This window comes from Methanolobus sp. WCC1 (assembly GCF_045690315.1).
Classification (GTDB): Archaea; Halobacteriota; Methanosarcinia; order Methanosarcinales; family Methanosarcinaceae; genus Methanolobus; species Methanolobus tindarius.
The window spans coordinates 374,652-393,011 of sequence record NZ_CP146979.1; the positions used below are offsets into that span (position 1 = coordinate 374,652).

Genomic DNA, 18,360 nt, shown 5'->3' on the forward strand with positions numbered 1-18,360 from the left:
GATTATAAATTGGCATCCTGCTGACAAAACCCTGCAACAAGGGCTTCTATCTGTATTCTCTCGTTCGCACTCTCAGTAAGATAGATATCAGTGTCAGCTATCTTTGTGACCCATCTGGCAATAATGTCATCAGGTTCGTTTGAGTTTACAGTAGCCTGATGTAGCTGCAAGAGAATTTCCTGTCCTGATAACCCTTCTCCCAGAATCAGTTCATCAATATTCTTTCTGGCTTCAAGAATATTCTTTCCAACCATGGACTCAAAGAGCTTGTTAATATTTTCGGATTGTTCTCCAAGAGCTGCATCATATATTTGCTGCGTATCCATGCTTTCATTTCCAGGTTGAATCGAAGCAACCTGTAAAGTGTTTAAAGCTTTGGCAACATTGCCTTTTGCGTGATATACAAGTGCTGCAATAGCATCAGTACTTATGTTAAGTCCTTCATTTTCCGCAACTTCTGAGATGAACTTTGTCATTTTGTCATCAGATACATGTGTGAAAAATAATTGCAGTCCTCTGGATCTTAAAGGAGTAATAAGTTTAGAAGGCTGTGTGGTAGAGAGTATAAAACGGCAGGTTGTCGTGTATTTCTCCATAATTCTTCTAAGGGCATGCTGTGAATCTGAGTTAAGTGATTCTGCATTGTCAATAAATATGATTTTGTAGTCTGCATCTACGGGTGCCATGCTGGCATATTCATTAATTATTTCTTTGAAAATATGGATTACACTGCCTGATATCTTTTTAGGATCATCAGTGCCTATGATACGCAGGAATCTTTTATCACGCACAAGGTAGCTTTTACCCTGTTCAAAGAAATCAGACGCATTGAAATAAGCAAGATTCCGCTCGTAATCATCTCCATAAAGTTCAAAGGCAAGTGCAAAGGCTGCACTTGACTTGCCTGAGTTTTCCGGGCCGTGGAACACAAGATGAGGAAGGTTATTGGACATGGCCAGTTTCCTGATCATGTCCAGGGATTGTTCGTTACCGATAATCTCATCAAAGGTCTTTGGCCGGTATTTTACAGTCCACAGGTCCTTCATTATATGTCTCCTTACTCCGCTTCAGCTTCTGCACCTTTTGCAAGCACTTCATGGATGACCTTACCATAAACTGGTCTTGCGATCAGTATTCCAATAAGGACACCAACGATTGTTGTGATTGCAAATCCTTTCAGGCTTCCAAATCCCATTATGACAAGTGGTGACATTGCGATAATGGTTGTTGCAGATGCTGCAAATATGATCCCGAATGCTTTTGTAATCCTTGAAAGATAAACTTTTCTTGGCGGGAGTTTTCCTTCATACAGCACTTCATCAGTAATTATAACAAGGTGGTCAATACCTGTTCCTATGGCTGCTATGATACCAGCTATACTTGCAAGGTCAAGTTGCCATCCGATTGCTGCTGCAAAACCAAGGATCATTATTACTTCACTTATTGAAGTGCTGACCATTGGTATCAGAATAGCAGGTTTGTTATATTTCCTGAAAATCACAAACGCAACTGCAAGAAGTGCAATCATTCCTGCAATAACAGCCTGTGTCTTGAATTGCTGTCCAAGGGATGCATCCACATGGCCTGATCCCATAAGTTCGACATTCACAGGTAACGCACCTGCACGCAGGTGAATCTGTAATTCCTCTGCTCTTGTCTTACTTTCTTCGTCAGCGCCGGTTGAAGCCTGCCATGAGTATATTGGTGCTTGTTCCAGCTTGTCTGCTGCAGAGTAACTGAGAGGCGCACTATAAACCTCGTTCTCATCCAGGTACATTACAAGGTTATGTGACATCGGATCCTGAGTTGCACCGGTTTCAATGGCAATTTCCTGAAGTGCCTGGGCACCGGCATCTGTCAGGGTGAAAGGAACATACCATTGTCCCTGGTCTTCATGATATCCTACGATGCTTACGGATTCTATTTCATCACCGTAAAGCACGTGTTTGGATTCATTGCCCTGGGTTACGATTCTTATCTCAAATTTACCAGGTTTCTCTGCGATGTTTTTGGCAGTTGCAAGGTCAATTCCTGCAAAGTCAATAAGAATGTAATCTTCACCGACTGTTTTTACTGGTATGTCTTTAAGTCCGATGGAATTTAGCTTGTCGCTGAGGATTTCTTTTGTAAGGTCTCTGGTTTCGGTTGTAACTCCTTCCTTGTAGACAGGATCTCCGTTGATGTCAGTTACAATGGAACCTCCTACCTTTTCCATCAGGGCTTCAAGTTCTTCCTGTGTAATTGCAGTCCTGATTTCATATTCCACTCCATCAGAAATAAGTGTTGGAATTACTTCTGTTTTCAGCGTGTCTGCAAGGTATGTGCTGATGAGTGTCTCTTTAGTTGAGTGAAGCACTACCTGTGTAACGTTATTGCTTCGTGAAATCGTTGTCTGGCCAACTCCAAGCTGATCCATCTGATTATTGGTAAGTATCGAAGCTGATGTGAAAGTTACTGTTATATCATCTTCCTCTTCATTTACGGATGCAATATTAACGTCTTCTGCAAGGTTGATATTGACGATTTCTTTTACAAGAAGGCCTTCGTCTGCGTCAAGCTGTGCAACAGCACCCTGAAGTTTGAGCTGAAGCCAGGAACCACCTTCAAGATCAAGTCCGTAGTTGAGGTTGGTTGTGAACCCTTCGTCAGAGCTGTAACCTGGATGTATGAATATTATAGAACCAAGTATTGCAATAATAAATACAATGACCCTGATATCTTTGAACAGGCTCTGATTTTCATCGTCCCTCATGCTTTTCTCCTCCTTGTGCCGACACTTGTGACATGCCACCTGAGAATTGATGTGTTAAGCATCCAGGTGTTCATCATATCTGCAACCAGTCCGAAAATGAGGACGATGGATATGTTTGAAAGGAGGGTAATTTGTGAAAATGATGGGCTGAGAACGTAAGAGAATGTTGAAATAATGTACATTGCCACAAGAGCTGCAAGGGTTGTTGTCGTCATTGTTACACCGGTATGCATTGCGTTGCTGATGTTCTCCTGTGGGGTTCCACGTCGTTTCAAAACCCTTGTTGTAAGCAAAATATCGCTGTCTACTGAATAACCGATGAGCATCAAAAGGGCTGCAACTGTACCAAGGGACAGTTCAATTCCTACGATGTTCATGAATGCTGCTGCAATTGCTATGTCTGATATTGCTGAAATGACTACAGCTACGGATGGTACGAATGTTCTGAATATCAAAAAGACCACAATTGCCATTCCTATGAATGATATAATTACTGCTTTTACTGCCTGTTTCTGCAGGCTTGCACCGTATACTGGTCCTACCTGATTAATCTCAACATTCTCGTAGGACTCTATCACATCAGTTGTAAGCTCCTGCTGCAGTTCATCGTTCATTGGCCCAAACTGCATTATTATACGTGATCCGGCCTGTCTGACGTCGGTGATAGGGTAATCTGCATACTTCTGCTGAATGGCTGCCACACTTTCCTGGCTTGCCATTGAGATCATAGTTCCGCCTTCAAAATCCATTCCAAGCTTTACAGGTGATCCGCTGCTTGCAAAAGTAATTGCAAGTATAATTAATGAAATAACAAATACAATAAGCGGTAATGCTGCAAGCTGACGATCGTCATGTTTTCTAACAAAAGAATCTAAACGTTCAGTCAAACCGACTTCCATGTTTCTATGCTCCAGAAATAATAACTACTCAATTTCATCTATATAAGCAATTGAAATTGATGATTACCTCTTACACTACAACTTATATATACCACTTACTGCTTCATTTAAACGATGACTGAAAGGCCAAGTATAGATGAGTATTTTCTTGAGATAGCTACGGTTGTGGCCAAACGCTCCACTTGCTTGCGAAACAGAGTTGGAGCCGTAATTGCCAGGGATAAACGTATACTTTCCACAGGTTATAATGGTGCACCGAGAAATATGGAACATTGTCTTGATATAGGTTGTATAAGACAGCAAAATAATATTGCTTCAGGTACCCGTCATGAAAAATGCCGTGCGGTACATGCTGAACAGAATGCAATTATCCAGGCTGCCCTGCATGGTGTCAGCACAGATGGTGCCACACTTTACTGCACTCACCAGCCATGCATACTCTGCGCAAAAATGATAATCAATTCAAATATCAAAAAAGTTGTTTACATCCAGCCTTACCCGGATGCAGATTCACTTGTTTTCTTTGAGGAATCCGGTGTAGAGGTTGTTAACATCCCGGTATCAGACTTTGCTTAAACAGCGAAGTCCCTTTTTAATTATATCTTCCCGGTCACTACGGTACATTTCCTGGATGGATGACTCTTCTGATCTAAGTTCCAGTCCTCTGATAATTACTACCGGATATCCGCCGTCACCTTCTCCCATGAGCAGGTTTGCAGCTCCTGCAATCTCATCTGCAATTGCTTCTTCTGTAATTTCAAGGGTGTTTCCAAACAGGTCTTTCTGTCCTTTCCAGTTCTTTATCGGATGTATCCTGTAAACACCAATGGCAATTCCAGTCTGTCCTATTTTAAATGCCCTGCCGTTGGTATCTGTGAGTATGACGCTGATTTTCTTTCCGGTAATCTGCTCAATCGCCTCTCCAATCCGGGCTGTACTTTCATCAGGATTAGATGGCAGATCTGCCAGATAGCCTACATCAACATTTGATTCGTCAATTCCTGCTTTAATGCAGACATGTCCGTTATGTGTTTCAACCAAAAATATTGGGTAATCTACCAGCACTTCCTTGCTGCGGTCAAGTACTGCCTGTACAAATCTTGCATCAAGATTATGTTTTGATGCAATAGTCAGTGCTCTTTCTCCAGGTATTATATCTTCCAGCCTGAACATCCTGCCTTCTGCTTTGGCAACGATGGTAGAAGCTATTACAACAATGTCATTATCTTCTATGGTAGTATTTTCACAGATAATCGATGCAATATCGTCTCCCTCTTTTATCAAAGGGATGTTTTCTACAGTAAATGCCTGCATTTTCAATTTAAAAATCTCCAATAGATATGATTATGTTGTTGTGAATAATGCTTTTATGTTAATTAATAATGCTATGTTAAATTCATACAAGGTTAGTTTATATCTGAAACTCACAATAATATATGACGGGAGTGGATTATTGAAGTAAGTACAAGTTTCAATCTACAACTATCAACCAACCACAAAATTGAAGCAAAAATCGTAACTCTATTATTGTACTTACTTCCCTTCCAACTTGTTTTGAATACTGTTTATTCAACACTTAAGAGGGGCTCAGCTTTGCTGAAATAGTGATCAAAAAGTTCCTTTCCCCAGATAATAGCTTCCTGTTCACTGGAGATGAGATATCGCGGGTCATAAATCTCATTAAACGTCAAGAGCTTTAATAGCATAAGATCTGTAGCCATTAGCACAGATGAAAGTTCTATTTTATAGGGGTATATGTAAAAATTGATATTTGGATATTGAATGAGTTCTTCCAGCTTTTGTTTGTCATCTTCGATGAACTTTGCAAGCACATCTTCAGTAATAACAAAGTTGAACTCCGACTCATTCTTTGCATATTTGGTGAATAGGGGTGGATATTCAGAGTGGTATATAGATGTTACACAGAATATCTTTTCAGATTTAAGGCATTTCTCAATTGCAATCTGACTCAAATCCAGAGCTTCATGTAAATCAGGTTCTATAAGTTTACAAGTTTTTAGTTCTCTAATTCGATACAAAAGTTCAGCTGGTACGAAGTCTATATTGTGGCTTAAAAGATAGTCCATCTGTTTTTCAAGCACCTCAAGAGTGCTGAGCAATGGTTCCAGATCTCTGATTATGATTTCCCCGAATTTAGAAAGAAAATATGTGTCATCTTTTTCATTTTTTTTAATTAAATGAGCCTCCTCTAATATTTTCATCTGGGGAAGGAGGGCATTTCTGCTGACATCAAGTGCTTGTAAAATATTTGACATGCTAACTGGTCCGTTTTGCAGGAGCAGTAAAACATCTTTCCTTTTTTCAGATCTACTAATAGTTTCAATTAATGCTCTTCTCATAATCTATCATTCTCTCATGTGGATGGCTGTCATCTACTTAAAACTATTATGACTGTGTTATTCGCTGATTGATGTGACTACACAGATAATTTTGATTTTAATATGAACCAACCACACTTTTAAAACCAATTTTAGAGTCTGGGTTGTTATTATTTAAGCATATTGATATTGTTGGATATATTGAATATTGTAAGCTCATTTACAAGTTTGAAACACCATAATCATCACTTTTCTTCAGAGAAAAGTAATATACTATATTTGCGTTGTACTTTTTTGCGGCGATGATGACAGTTACCCCGACTGAGCAAAGGATGATGATATTTCTAACTGATGCCGCAATATAAAATTATCGAATGACGAATAATATTAGTAGGGGTAATAAAAAAGAAGTCCGAATAATCGGACCTGAAGTAATCTTTATTCGATCATTATCCTGTGCTTTTCTTCTACCTCTGCCTTTGGCATTGTGATAGTAAGCACACCGTTCTCAAGCTTGGCACATGCAGCATCTTCATTTACCATGGATGGAAGGTTGAATGCTCTTGCAAACCGGCTGTAAGTTCTCTCACGCATAAGGTAGCCTTCTTTTTGATCTTCTGACTCCTTGTGCATGTTGGCCTTAATCCAAACTCTGTTGTTACTTATATCTATATCAACATCATCTTTGCTGACACCTGGAAGATCTGTTGTAACAATGATGTTGTTATCTTCTTCCTTGATATCAACCAGAGGGGACAATGTATCAATGTCCATCATATCCGAACTCCGTTCGCTATCTCCAAACAAACGGTTAAGGCGCTCCTGCATCTGCCTCATATCATCAAACGGGTCCCACCTTGAGGCTGTGGATGGTGACCATGGTGTTAGTCCAAACTTCATTTTACCACTCTCTTGTTTATATATGGATGGAACTATCCAAAAAACAGATACTCCCACTATAAATAATATCTAAGTTTTTCTATATATAAATAATGAGTGTTTTTTTTAATTTAAAAAAAGAATGCAAGAGGCATTGTAGAGTGGGTTATTGAGCCCACTCGCCATCAATAAGTTTTCTTACAAGATCCGCTGCGTAAACTGTCCTGAGATTTCCTTTCTTTACAGCTTCCTCGTTAAATGCATCTGCCTCATCTGATACTTTTTCTGAAGTGCAGTAAATAGCTACAGGTATTGGATTGGATGTGTGGGTTCTCAGTGCTATAGGTGTCGGATGGTCAGGAAGTACCATTATGGTTACATCTTCATCCATTTCCTTAGCTGCTTTTAGCACTGTACCTACAACCTTATCATCAAAATCCTCAATGGCCTGAATCTTTGCATTCATATTGCCCATGTGTCCCGCTTCATCAGGAGCTTCCACATGTACAAATACAAAATCATGGTCTTTGAGTGCATTGATTGCATATTCTGCTTTTCCAAGATAATTTGTGTCAAGATATCCTGTTGCACCAGGTACTTCTATCACATCTAGACCTGCATAGATTCCTATTCCTTTCACAAGATCAACTGCTGATATAATAGCTCCTTTGAGACTGTATAGTTCTCCGAAAGGTGTGAATGCAGGTGCATATCCCTGTCCCCAGAGCCATATGGAATTTCCTGGGTTCTTGCCTTGTTCAATTCTTTTAAGGTTGACAGGATGGTCTTTCAGTATATCCATGGATTTTTCGGTCAGCTCACAGATTAGTTCACTGTCTTCACCTTTTGGCATGTGTTCATATCTGTTTTCATCAATAACATCATGTGGTGGTACACATTCGGTATTTGCACCAAGTCCTTTCTTGCCTACCATAAGATGACGGTAACTGATTCCCGGATAAAACCTGACCTTTTCATTTCCAAGTTCTGCATCAATGCTTTCTATCAGTTCCTTAGCTTCCTCATTAGTAATATGTCCGGAACTGTAGTCAGCTATCAGATCATCCTTGATGGTTATCAGGTTGCAGCGGAAAGCCACATCATCTTTTTCAAGTTCCACGCCCATGCTCGCGGCTTCAAGGGGTGACCTGCCTGTATAGTACTTTTTCGGATCGTACCCTACAATTGACATATTGGCCACATCACTTCCCGGATGCATGCCTTCCGGAACTGTCTGTGCAAGTCCTGCCCTGCCGTAAGTTGCAAGGTAATCCATGTTGGATGTGTTGGCTTTCTGAAGAACTGTCATGCCACCAAGTTCCTCAAGAGGCTCATCTGCCATGCCATCTCCGATGAGTACTACATATTTCATATTATCACCTATATTAATAGAAATCAATAAAAACCATAAGACAGTAATAATGCCATGAAAATGGTAGAAGTTCTGTCATTTTATTGGTTTTAAGTGTGAGGTTTCGATGAAATATATACATTTTGTAATTATCTCTGTATGTATCCTTTTGTTATGTGTGTCTCCCGCATCAGGTGTGAGGACAAAGGCAATGATCCATTACTCTGAACCTCAGGTGGCAGTGCAGGATGAGATCTTTCTTGAACAGGGTTACTCCTTCAAAGTACTGGACATGAATAGCAAAAGCGGTGATGTCTGGATTGAACTCTACCTTAACGGGGAAGAAGTAGAATTGGATGACAATTTTGCTAAAGAAGATCAACCATTAGAATACATTCGCTCGATAGTCGAAGACGAGAATGATGACGAAGATGAAGAGATTGATTACTTTATCCTGAAAATTACCACAGAAGGTGATGTGGATGAAGAGGATGGTGTGGTGTATTCCACTCTCTATATTGAACAATATATGGATCTGGTTGAAGATGTTGAAAATTACCTGTTGCTTGACAAAAGTTATTCATTGAAAACAGATTCTGAGCTGGAACTCTCAGGTCTCTATACACTGGAAGCCACAGATGTGGATGATGACGAAGTGACCCTTGAATTAAGACTTAATGGTAAATTGCTCAAAGAGGATGAGGTGGAAGATGATGAATACTTTTACTACACAGTTTATTCGGATGGAAATCCGGAAACCGTCTTCCTTGCCAACGTGAAAGCTTTTTTTGAGACGGATGACGAAGTCACAGTATTCCTGAATCATGTGTCATTGAAACAAATTCAGGTCTCCTCTTCAGATGAACTTCCTGATGGTCTGGATATTGATGTATCTTCGCCTGTGGATGGAGGACTCAAAGCCGGAAGAATTGCAATTGTCAGCTATTCATTGAACGAGTCATATTCGGAAGTACGCATTCTGGTGGATGGTGAAATTCTGGATTCCAGATACAATGCAAGCCCTGGTGTCTACAAGGCCGTAACCGATGAAATGAATTCAGGCATTCACAAAGCAACTCTTGTAGCAATAAATGAGGATGATGATACTTCTTATTATTCGGAAGATTTCTCTGTATCCGTAAATATCAAGGACAATATTACAGAGTCTATTGTAGAGCTTGCAAATACGGCAGCAACTGAAATTTCAAAAACCTATAACATAACTTCCAATATATCTAAATCCGATGATTCTATCAAGGATTCATCATCAGATACTGAAGAATCATCAGACACAAAGGATTCAGTTTCATCTCTTTCATCATGGACTTCATCTACCGGTGTGTCAAATGCTGTATCCCTCATAGTGACAGCAGGTGTTTTCCTGTTATTCTTCACATTCTTTAACAAGTTCAGGTAAGCCTATATTCTTCGATTGATTTTTTTTAGAACATAGGTTTACACATAATCTTTATATTACTCTTTATTGTTTATAGACGCAATTAGCTGACAAACTAAAGGGTTGTATCAATGAGAATCGTAATGAAGTTCGGCGGGACTTCCGTGGAAAACGGCGAAAAGATCCGACATGTTGCAGAACTGTTAAGACAGTTTCACATGGATGGCAATGAACTTGTGGCAGTGACATCTGCGCTTGGTGGCGTTACAGATGGTTTGCTGAACACGGCAAAAGATGTATCTAAAAATGGTAAAGTTAGCCAGGTAAAGGAATTCATCGCAGATCTCAGCAAAAAACATTACGATGCTATAAATGTTGCAATTGATGATGAGGATATCAGGTCAGAATGTGTTGAGGTAATAGACAGCAGGGTCGATGAGCTTGAAAAGGCTTTGATAGGAATCTGCTATCTTGGTGAACTCACCAATCGTTCCATTGATTATATTTCTTCATACGGTGAGCGTCTCGCAGTGCCTATTGTAAGCGGTTCGATTCGTTCACTCGGTACTCCATCAAAGGCATTCACAGGTGGTGAGGCAGGTATAATTACAGATTCCAATTATGGTGATGCCAAACCTCTAGAGGACAGCTATACCAGAGTTAATGAAAGACTGAGTCCATTGCTCACAGATCACATACCTGTTGTGACAGGCTTTATAGCTCAGGATAAACAGGAAATAATCACAACACTTGGAAGGGGCGGCTCCGACTTCTCTGCTTCTATAATCGGTGCTTCAATTGATGCTGATGAAATATGGCTGTGGAAAGAAGTTCATGGAATCCTGACAACCGATCCAAAGATCGTTGCTGAAGCAAGTCCGATTCCACAGATCTCTTATATTGAAGCAATGGAGCTTTCATATTTCGGAGCAAAAGTGCTTCATCCACGGACAATTGAGCCTGCAATCAGGCATAAAATTCCGGTACGTGTGAAGAACACATTTGAGCCGGATTTCCCGGGAACTCTTATTGTTGCCGAACAGCAGTGCAGAGAAGATGTAGTTAAAGCTGTTACACTCATTAACAAAGTTGCTCTTATCAATATAAGTGGTGCAGGCATGGTTGGCACCATAGGAACGGCTGCAAGGGTATTTTCTGCACTTGCAAATGCCGGAGTTAATATTATCATGATCAGTCAGGGCTCATCAGAAGCGAACATGTCACTGGTGGTCAACGAAGATCATCTTGAAGCAGCAGTTGGAGCGGTCAGATCAGAATTCACAACAAATGTTGTGGGTGATGTTGCCTATGACCGCGAAGTATGTGTTGTAGCTGTTGTCGGTGCAGGCATGGATGGCATTCCGGGAGTTGCAGGGAAAGTATTCAATTCACTTGGAAAAGCTGGAATTAATATTATTATGATCAGTCAGGGTTCATCACAGCACAATATTTCTTTTGTGGTAAGTTCCGGGCAGGCATTGGAAGCTGTTAAGACCTTACACGGCGAATTTGAACTTGATAAACAATGCAGGGGATCTCAATGAAAGATAAACACCTTACGTATGCAGAATCTGGGGTAGACATCGAAAAGGAAGAAGTGACCATAAAGGCACTCACAAAGAGTATGGACTATATGCGTGAGGGTCTGGGTGCACCTTTGACCGGTATAGGTCATTATGCAGGACTTGTCGACTTTGGAGAATATGCCCTTGCACTTGCTACCGATGGTGTTGGTTCAAAGGTTCTGATTGCAAATGAGATGAAACGCTGGAATACAGTTGGAATTGACTGCATTGCAATGAATGTAAATGACCTTCTTGCAATAGGTGCAGAGCCAATTTCATTTGTGGATTATCTTGCACTTGAGAAACATGATGAGGATTTTGCCGCACAGATCGGTGAGGGTCTGAGAAAAGGTGCAGAGATTTCCCGTATGTCTATAGTTGGCGGCGAGACTGCAACACTTCCGGATATTATTAACGGCTTTGACCTTGCAGGAACCTGCCTTGGCATGGTCAAAAAAGAAAGTATCATTACAGGAGAAAAAGTTCAGATGGGAGATGCTATTGTAGGTATTCCTGCAAACAGTGTTCACAGTAATGGGTACACTCTTGTGAGAAATATCATGGAACAGTCGTCATACTCTTATCATGACAAGTTCCCATATGATGAATCCACCACCATTGGTGATGAGCTTCTTATTCCTACAAGGATCTATATGGAAGTTCTTGATGTTATCAAAGAATGTGATGTTCACGGACTTGCTCACATAACCGGCAGTGGTTTGTTAAAGCTTAAAAGGGTTACAAGTCTTGGATTTGATTTCTACGATCCGATTGAACCAAATGATATTTTCAAGTTCCTCCAGAAAGAGGGTAATGTCGATGACTTTGAGATGTATAAAACCTTCAACATGGGAATGGGCTTTGTCATAATTTTGCCTCAGGATCAGGCAGAGAAAGCTGCCAGCATGACAGGTGGTAAAATTGTTGGTCGTATCACGGAAAAAGGTATTAAAGTTGGCAATCTTGTAATGGTTGAATAATCGGTAGGTGTTATCATGGCCTGTATTAATGATATTCCATTTGAGATTCTACAGAAAGGAGTTACTCCTGCACAGTCAGAGAAACTTATTCAGGAAAAGTCAGATATGGTTTACCATGTACCTGGTGGTTACAGGCTTCGTGGTGTGGCACTGATGGGTGACAATATTCCTGTAGGTGTAAAAGGGAATGAAGTTTTCTTCCAGTTCATCAAACCATGCTTCGGTATTTTTGTTCTCAAGGTTGCTGATGCTGCAGATATTGCAGAGCAGGTTGAGAAGGATTTTAAAAAGTGAATTGCAATTTTAGTTATAAGTGTAATTATAACTTACAATTTGCTCTTTTTTGCGGTTTCATTTATCCATTTCAGGAATTCTCCTGACGGAAATTCATGGATTGTAGTTGCAATTATTTTTCCTTCTCCAAGTTCCTTTACTACCATTAGGGGGTTGCCTTCATCGCTTCTGAATATGACTTTACCGTCTGTCTTTGAGAAATATCCATCAAATTCCACTTCAGAACATGTATCTTCAACAAGACATTGGGCTTCATCTTCTGTTTCCTTGCAAATATGCGTTACCTGGTATTCCTGTTTATATTCAAGTTCCATTGGCAGCCACTTGTAATCATATTCTGGAACAACCGGACTGAATATTACCAGATTTCCTCCTCTTCTTACAAATTTCTCAAAACTTTTGGCATTTCTCTCAATGCCAGGCAGTATGCTGGTATATGCTTTATTTGCAAATCCTGTGGGTATTACAACACATTTGCACGGGGGAATAAAAGGTGTACCAATGGAGTTAGATACAATTCTCTGGCATTTAATTCCATGTTCAGTGAATAGTTTTTCAAATAACAAAGGATTGTCCCATACAAGCATTACCTCGGTCATGTTTGTTGATAGTATTTGTTTCTTTAATTATTTTCTGCTATAGGGGTATGGTGGAGTGATGTTTTATGTATGTAGAATTACTCATAAATATTATATATCATCATGTGAATATTTGAAATACACAACTCCGAGTGTTGTATGGCCGATGCAGGTTGGGGAGTGGGATCCTATTATACCTACGGCTCTTTACTTTGTTATTTAGATGAAAAAAGAAAGAAAAAAGCTGGTTTATACCAGCTTGTTGATTGGGTGGTTCTCGTCCATGATCTCAAGGCCGAGTTCCTTTGCGGTCTCTGCAAGCATAATGTCAACCATTGCTGTTGCAGGGAATACTTTGTCAGTATTCTCGATAGGACCAAAGAGCTGGAAGTTTGAACCAAGTATCTGTGGTACAAGGTTTGTTCCGATATCAGCTGGCATGTAGATTGCCTGCTTCTCTTCTCTGGTTTCGAACTGCTTTTTGTATGCCTTCATCCAGTCCCATGCAGATGCCATGTTGTGGTATCCACCGCCAACAGGGAGTCCGAGGTGTCCCTTGATTGCAATAACTGCTCTCATGGATGCACCGGAACCTGCTCCGAGTGGGGTTGCTGCTACATCGATAAGTGGCTTTGTGATTCCACATTCCTTTGCAATCTCGAGCATACCTTTTTCCTGGCCGGTTCCACCGTTCTCAAGAATCTCAAGCTTTCCTTTTACGCTTGGGTCTGTTGCGTTGAATGCAAGGACGATAGATGCAGTGATGTCACTTTCTCTGATTGCCTCGATTTCGTCAGCATGAACACTGGCGTTAATGGAGTTGTAGATAGCTCTGTCAGCTACACCGATCTCTGTTACGTACTCTGCTGCTGCTGCACGAACGTCACCAGCGGATGAGTCGATAAGGAATGGTGTCTTGTCATCTACCTCTACGAACCAGTCAATGTACTTCTTGATTGCTTCTGGTGTTTCTCCGACGATCTGGTTTACGATAGGGTTACCTGTAACTTCGCCCATGTCAACCATTCCCTGCCAGAGTTTGTTTGCAGCATCTACATCGAAGACACCCTTGTCTTCATCAGTCACGATCTTGTGCCTGTTGTAGAACATCGTTCCAATAAGCACTGTAGGATACTGTCCTGGCTGGCCACCAAACTTGACGCCGCCGACATCGTATACCTCTTGTTTCTTGTCAAATTTGAACATATGAATAACCTCTTTATTTAAATACCGAGCATAGGTGCAAGGAACAGTACGTAAAGCAGGAACATGATTATTCCAGCAACAGCTCCGTATAGTATTCCTATGTCTCTTCCAACTTTCTTTCCAATACGCTGTGCAACTTCACTGTTTACGAACTCGACCTTCTCATCAATCTTGTTGAGTTTATCAAGTACAGCCTGGAAGTCTTCCGGGTCTGTGACCACACTTGGTACCCTGTCGCTTCTATCTTCGGTCATTTTACATCACCTTCCAAGCGAACATAGGGATGATAACTACCATTACGATTGCAAATATGAATCCTGCAACGAATCCAGCTACGCCTGTTGCGGAAACACCAGAGTCAAGTTTCTGGTTTCTTGCAATGAGCTGGGCTCTGTAACGGATATCCTCGACTACAGCTTCAATGGGTCCCATCTGAGGGGTAATCACCATTGGTACGCCTTTACCATATTCTTCTTCTGCCATATTACTGACCTCCGAACAATAGCATTCCCAGAAGTGACAATGTGATTGCCAGACCGATCATTATACCTTCTACCTTTCCTGCGTGAACACCGGAGTGGAATTTGTTGAGGTTACCGATTGCCATCATTTCCTTGTTGATGCTCAGTATCCTGCTTCTGACGGTTGCAAGTTCAGCTGCCATTGGCTTAAGTCCGCCAGCTTCCTCGGAGTCACCGTCGCCTCCTTCTCCAACCTCAAGTACCATTGGGTCAGCATCGAAAGCTCCAGGGTCCTTTCCTGCCAATTCCTTAATCTTTCCGGTAATTGCACCCATGTCTTCTGTACCGATCAAATCGATACATTCGATCTGTTCCTGGAATCTTGCAATTGCCTCTTCTGAAAGGTTTTCTACATAAGGAATAGCACCTGTTGCACCAACGATCCTGTTGTCTTTGACACCATTCTCGTGGATTTTGATAATTGCTTCACCTGTAATGTGACCCTTTACTTCAGAACCTGTAACAAGGAGGAATCTGATATTAGGGTTTGATATTACGTGAGCAACCACTTTTTCAAGACCAAGGTTTTCGGTCTTACATGGACCTGTCAGACATGCGCCTGCATCCAGTTGTGGGCCTGCTGCAAGGTGTGAACCACATGTTACGACTGCAACACAGTTGTTGACATCGCCAACATCGTATTCTCCTTTAAGGATTGGCCATCCGACTGCTGGTTCTCTTTTATCTGCCATTTCACATCACTCCTAATGCGCTCATGACCAGGAGCATAAGTCCTGCAACAGCAAGACCTACTACTACACCGTAGAATGTGTTACCATAGAAACCAGCACTGTATGAGGTGTGCTCACGTCCTTCGAATGTGTTAAGGAGTGGTTTGCTTGGTGACAGTGAGTTGATGAGGTCATCTGCTATTTTGTCAAGTTCGTCGAGCTGTTCCATTATAGGATCCATTGAATACTGGATTATGTCTTCTCTTTCTTCTGCAAGAAGTGAGGTTAGTGGATCCAGTACAAGATGTGCCTCAGGGGCTGCGTGTACCATACTCATTCCAATTCCTCCTTAGAAGGCAACAGACCTGTTCCGACAACAGCGTATGCGTCTCTCTTTACACGGTCATAATATCCACTGAAACCTATGTACCATAATGCAAGTCCAATAAGAATTGTAAGTGCACCTGATGCACCCTCATTGATTGTTGCTACAATTCCTGCAACGATCATTGCAATTGCACCCTTTTCCAATGCTACAATGAGTGTCCTGTCCTGAGTCTCATCCGGACCAAGACATGCGTTGAATGGGTGAAGAATTGCCAGACCACCTGCAATGAATATTACTGCAATGTATCCGGTACTGATTACCTGACTGAGTACAATAGGGAAATCAAAAGTTCCTGTCATTGCGATTGCAAGTCCGATAATGGTGATTGTACCTGCTGTTGCAATTTCTGTCATAGAAGTTTCCATGATAGGAATTCCCATGCTAAGTACCTTGTTTGCGAGTAAACCGATCATAAGGCCGATGATTGCTGCTACAACCAATGCGATTGCTGGTCCTGCAACACCGCCTACTGCAAGGCCGAATGTTGATGCAAGTACTCCCATACCAAGAGCCAGCATACCGATTGAAGGTACACCAGTACCAAGTCCGTAACTTGCTACTCTTCTAACTGCTGCTGCGCCCCATATCATACCGCATATTGCGCCAAGGGCACCGATGAATGACATATACTGACCGACCATACCTACAAGGAAGTATGCTCCGTATATTCCTACAAGTCCGCCTAATACTCCAAAGGCGATAATATTATTCTGTGGAATTGCCTCTGCGGCTGCTCCACTTCCACCTGCTGACATTTACAGACCTCCTATTGCAAGTACACTGATAAGTGCACAGAAGAATGTTGCTATAAGGGATGCAAGAACTGCCTTTGGGAATCTCTTGAACTTAGGGTCGTGGAAACCTTCGATAGTTCCTCCAATGTTATAGGATGGAATTACTGCGTTCACAAAGAAGATACCTACTGCGAAAACACTGGCCATACCTACAAGGTCTGCTAGTGGGAGTCCGTTCTGAACGCTCATAAGTGCGTAGTATACAACTGAACCACCGACACCACCAAGGGCACCACCGATTACACCACTTACGAATGATACTGTTGGAAGTCCATGACCTTCAGTTCCCTGTGAGACATAAAGATCCTGCCTGTCCTTTGTAATTGGGTCGTACTTTACTTTTGCTGATGCTGGAGGACATCCGACACCATATACGTAAACCCATGTTCCTACGATCATTGTTGCTGACATCATGATCATTGCACCGACTGCACCGGATGCAATTACAAGTGCCGGGCTGTTTGATACCTGCATCATTGCACCAGCTGTAACAAGACCTGTAAGACCTGCACCGGCTGCGAGCTGTACGGTACCTGTACCGATACCGGTTGCCTGTGCCATAGCTGCTGGAGCACCACCTACTGGTACGAAGTGAACACTCCATGAAATAAGTGCTCCACCTAATGTAATTAAAATTACGTAGGTGATGTTTGCCATTAAAATTCCTGCAACATCAATCATGCAGCCACCTCTGCTTCTGCTTCATCTTCTTTGTATGTTCCATATGCAGCGCGGGCAGCAACTTCCATGTTTCTGTTCCACAATATAAGAATAAGTACAATAATTACACCTGCAAGGACTGAAACCCAGCCAATTGCATCTCCTCTGCTTGGATCAAAGACTGCTGTGACCCAACCACTGAGGAATACGGTCATACCAAAAGCAAGACCTGTAACAGGTCCACCGAATTTTGCACAGAACCATGAATTGTCGATACCATTTCTAAGACCGGATTCTGCTTTTCTCACGATGTTACCGGAGTTTGCAGCGTTAAGGCCTGATCCATATTCGACATTCTGGAATTGTCTTTCTGCACCGTAGTGTACATCACCTGTTGATGATCCAATTGCACCAACTGTAATTCCCCAAATGAATGCCAGAAGTGGCAGTGGGAATGGGTGTGCCAGAACGGTTGCCATAAGATAAGATACCACTAAAATACAGAATGTAGTGATGAATGCATATCCCATGATAACTGGCAAGTGACTTCTAATCACATCAAGATAAACTGGTTGTTTGAAACGTTTCTGACTTGCTGATCTGCCCATGTAAGCAGTAGTTGAATAAGTGCCGTGTATTGCTGCAGCCACAATTGCTCCAATAACAAGTGCTAGGGCAGCAGATGCACCAGTGCTGATCAGTACGGATGCGGTTGTTCCACCAACAGCGCATATAAGTGCATTTGATGGTGGTTCACCAGAAACAGCTTTACTGTGTATCCTGTGTGGATACATCATCTGAGGGGCTAACTGTACCTGGGAGTTTGGGTTACTCTGTGACCCAACATCTGATTCAAGGTCTTCAGAGGCTCCTGCAATAGTTGCAGCGGCTCCCATAAGTGCCAGTACGCCCATACCTGTGAGCGGTTCCATTCACATTTCCTCCTTTTTGTATTGTATAAATTAAGCGTAAATCGTGCCAAAATAAAAATATTCTAACTTCGAATATTTTATCATAACTAATATGGCGTAGACTAACGTCAGGTGGTTTGCATTATATTAAATACTTCTTAAACCTTTCGAATGGA

The 18,360-nt window shown here is 41.6% G+C and carries 21 protein-coding genes; 5 read left to right on the forward strand and 16 right to left on the reverse strand.

What is annotated here, in order from left to right:
• Window positions 1–2: 2 nt before the first annotated feature.
• The 3 genes from V7O61_RS01955 to V7O61_RS01965 are packed head-to-tail and all read right to left on the reverse strand — an operon-like array spanning window position 3 to window position 3,651.
• Entirely contained in the window at window positions 3–1,046 is a 1,044-nt protein-coding gene (locus V7O61_RS01955; protein ID WP_407282917.1) for an AAA family ATPase, read from the reverse strand.
• Window positions 1,047–1,057: 11 nt separating this feature from the next.
• Window positions 1,058–2,752 (reverse strand): preprotein translocase subunit SecD, encoded by a 1,695-nt coding sequence (locus V7O61_RS01960; RefSeq protein WP_407282916.1) that lies wholly within the window; start codon window positions 2,750–2,752, stop codon window positions 1,058–1,060.
• On the reverse strand, window positions 2,749–3,651 hold the full coding sequence (locus V7O61_RS01965; protein WP_407282915.1) for a protein translocase subunit SecF: 903 nt from the start codon (window positions 3,649–3,651) through the stop codon (window positions 2,749–2,751). Before V7O61_RS01965 ends, V7O61_RS01960 begins: the two co-directional genes overlap by 4 nt.
• Window positions 3,652–3,765: 114 nt before the next feature.
• Here V7O61_RS01965 and V7O61_RS01970 point away from each other — a divergent pair, with 114 nt between their 5' ends.
• A complete protein-coding gene (locus tag V7O61_RS01970) occupies window positions 3,766–4,227 on the forward strand; it encodes a cytidine/deoxycytidylate deaminase family protein (RefSeq protein ID WP_023844739.1) in 462 nt (153 codons plus the stop codon).
• Here the strand turns inward: V7O61_RS01970 and V7O61_RS01975 are convergent.
• From V7O61_RS01975 to V7O61_RS01990, 4 genes are all read right to left on the reverse strand, one after another.
• On the reverse strand, window positions 4,213–4,971 hold the full coding sequence (locus V7O61_RS01975; protein ID WP_407282914.1) for a coenzyme F420-0:L-glutamate ligase: 759 nt from the start codon (window positions 4,969–4,971) through the stop codon (window positions 4,213–4,215). The genes V7O61_RS01970 and V7O61_RS01975 overlap by 15 nt on opposite strands.
• A 245-nt stretch (window positions 4,972–5,216) precedes the next feature.
• A complete protein-coding gene (locus tag V7O61_RS01980; RefSeq protein WP_407282913.1) occupies window positions 5,217–6,011 on the reverse strand; it encodes a helix-turn-helix transcriptional regulator in 795 nt (264 codons plus the stop codon).
• A gap of 417 nt (window positions 6,012–6,428) precedes the next feature.
• Window positions 6,429–6,890 (reverse strand): Hsp20/alpha crystallin family protein, encoded by a 462-nt coding sequence (locus V7O61_RS01985; protein ID WP_407282912.1) that lies wholly within the window; start codon window positions 6,888–6,890, stop codon window positions 6,429–6,431.
• Between the two features lie 145 nt (window positions 6,891–7,035).
• Entirely contained in the window at window positions 7,036–8,241 is a 1,206-nt protein-coding gene (locus V7O61_RS01990) for a cofactor-independent phosphoglycerate mutase (protein ID WP_407282911.1), read from the reverse strand.
• Window positions 8,242–8,347: 106 nt separating this feature from the next.
• Here V7O61_RS01990 and V7O61_RS01995 point away from each other — a divergent pair, with 106 nt between their 5' ends.
• The 4 genes from V7O61_RS01995 to V7O61_RS02010 all read left to right on the forward strand — a co-directional run bounded on the left by V7O61_RS01995 (window position 8,348) and on the right by V7O61_RS02010 (window position 12,455).
• Window positions 8,348–9,637 carry a hypothetical protein gene (locus tag V7O61_RS01995; RefSeq protein WP_407282910.1) on the forward strand — a complete coding sequence of 430 codons (1,290 nt, stop codon included), beginning with the start codon at window positions 8,348–8,350 and terminating at the stop codon, window positions 9,635–9,637.
• 110 nt (window positions 9,638–9,747) lie between these two features.
• A complete protein-coding gene (locus V7O61_RS02000; RefSeq protein WP_288069810.1) occupies window positions 9,748–11,160 on the forward strand; it encodes an aspartate kinase in 1,413 nt (470 codons plus the stop codon).
• Window positions 11,157–12,161, forward strand: a complete 1,005-nt coding sequence (gene purM, locus V7O61_RS02005; RefSeq protein WP_407282909.1) for a phosphoribosylformylglycinamidine cyclo-ligase — start codon at window positions 11,157–11,159, stop codon at window positions 12,159–12,161. The genes V7O61_RS02000 and purM overlap by 4 nt, the downstream gene beginning before the upstream one ends.
• Window positions 12,162–12,176: 15 nt before the next feature.
• Window positions 12,177–12,455 carry a DUF1894 domain-containing protein gene (locus V7O61_RS02010; RefSeq protein WP_407282908.1) on the forward strand — a complete coding sequence of 93 codons (279 nt, stop codon included), beginning with the start codon at window positions 12,177–12,179 and terminating at the stop codon, window positions 12,453–12,455.
• Between the two features lie 32 nt (window positions 12,456–12,487).
• Here the strand turns inward: V7O61_RS02010 and V7O61_RS02015 are convergent, their stop codons facing one another.
• From V7O61_RS02015 to mtrE, 9 genes are all read right to left on the reverse strand, one after another.
• Window positions 12,488–13,054, reverse strand: coding sequence for a hypothetical protein (locus V7O61_RS02015; RefSeq protein WP_407282907.1), 567 nt, complete (start codon window positions 13,052–13,054; stop codon window positions 12,488–12,490).
• 228 nt (window positions 13,055–13,282) lie between these two features.
• A complete protein-coding gene (gene mtrH, locus V7O61_RS02020) occupies window positions 13,283–14,239 on the reverse strand; it encodes a tetrahydromethanopterin S-methyltransferase subunit H (RefSeq protein ID WP_023844728.1) in 957 nt (318 codons plus the stop codon).
• A 17-nt stretch (window positions 14,240–14,256) separates the two neighbouring features.
• Complete coding sequence (mtrG, locus tag V7O61_RS02025) at window positions 14,257–14,493, reverse strand: tetrahydromethanopterin S-methyltransferase subunit MtrG (protein WP_023844727.1); 237 nt, start codon at window positions 14,491–14,493, stop codon at window positions 14,257–14,259.
• 1 nt (window position 14,494) lies between these two features.
• Window positions 14,495–14,722, reverse strand: a complete 228-nt coding sequence (locus tag V7O61_RS02030) for a tetrahydromethanopterin S-methyltransferase subunit F (RefSeq protein WP_023844726.1) — start codon at window positions 14,720–14,722, stop codon at window positions 14,495–14,497.
• A gap of 1 nt (window position 14,723) precedes the next feature.
• Window positions 14,724–15,452, reverse strand: coding sequence for a tetrahydromethanopterin S-methyltransferase subunit A (mtrA, locus tag V7O61_RS02035; protein ID WP_407282906.1), 729 nt, complete (start codon window positions 15,450–15,452; stop codon window positions 14,724–14,726).
• Between the two features lies 1 nt (window position 15,453).
• Window positions 15,454–15,768, reverse strand: a complete 315-nt coding sequence (locus V7O61_RS02040; RefSeq protein ID WP_023844724.1) for a tetrahydromethanopterin S-methyltransferase subunit B — start codon at window positions 15,766–15,768, stop codon at window positions 15,454–15,456.
• The gene (gene mtrC, locus V7O61_RS02045; RefSeq protein ID WP_407282905.1) at window positions 15,765–16,574 is read right to left on the reverse strand and encodes a tetrahydromethanopterin S-methyltransferase subunit MtrC; all 810 of its coding nucleotides are present in this window, start codon (window positions 16,572–16,574) and stop codon (window positions 15,765–15,767) included. Before mtrC ends, V7O61_RS02040 begins: the two co-directional genes overlap by 4 nt.
• Window positions 16,575–17,294, reverse strand: a complete 720-nt coding sequence (gene mtrD, locus V7O61_RS02050; RefSeq protein ID WP_288069819.1) for a tetrahydromethanopterin S-methyltransferase subunit D — start codon at window positions 17,292–17,294, stop codon at window positions 16,575–16,577.
• Window positions 17,291–18,205 carry a tetrahydromethanopterin S-methyltransferase subunit E gene (gene mtrE, locus V7O61_RS02055; RefSeq protein ID WP_023844721.1) on the reverse strand — a complete coding sequence of 305 codons (915 nt, stop codon included), beginning with the start codon at window positions 18,203–18,205 and terminating at the stop codon, window positions 17,291–17,293. The genes mtrD and mtrE overlap by 4 nt, the downstream gene beginning before the upstream one ends.
• Window positions 18,206–18,360: the final 155 nt, after the last annotated feature.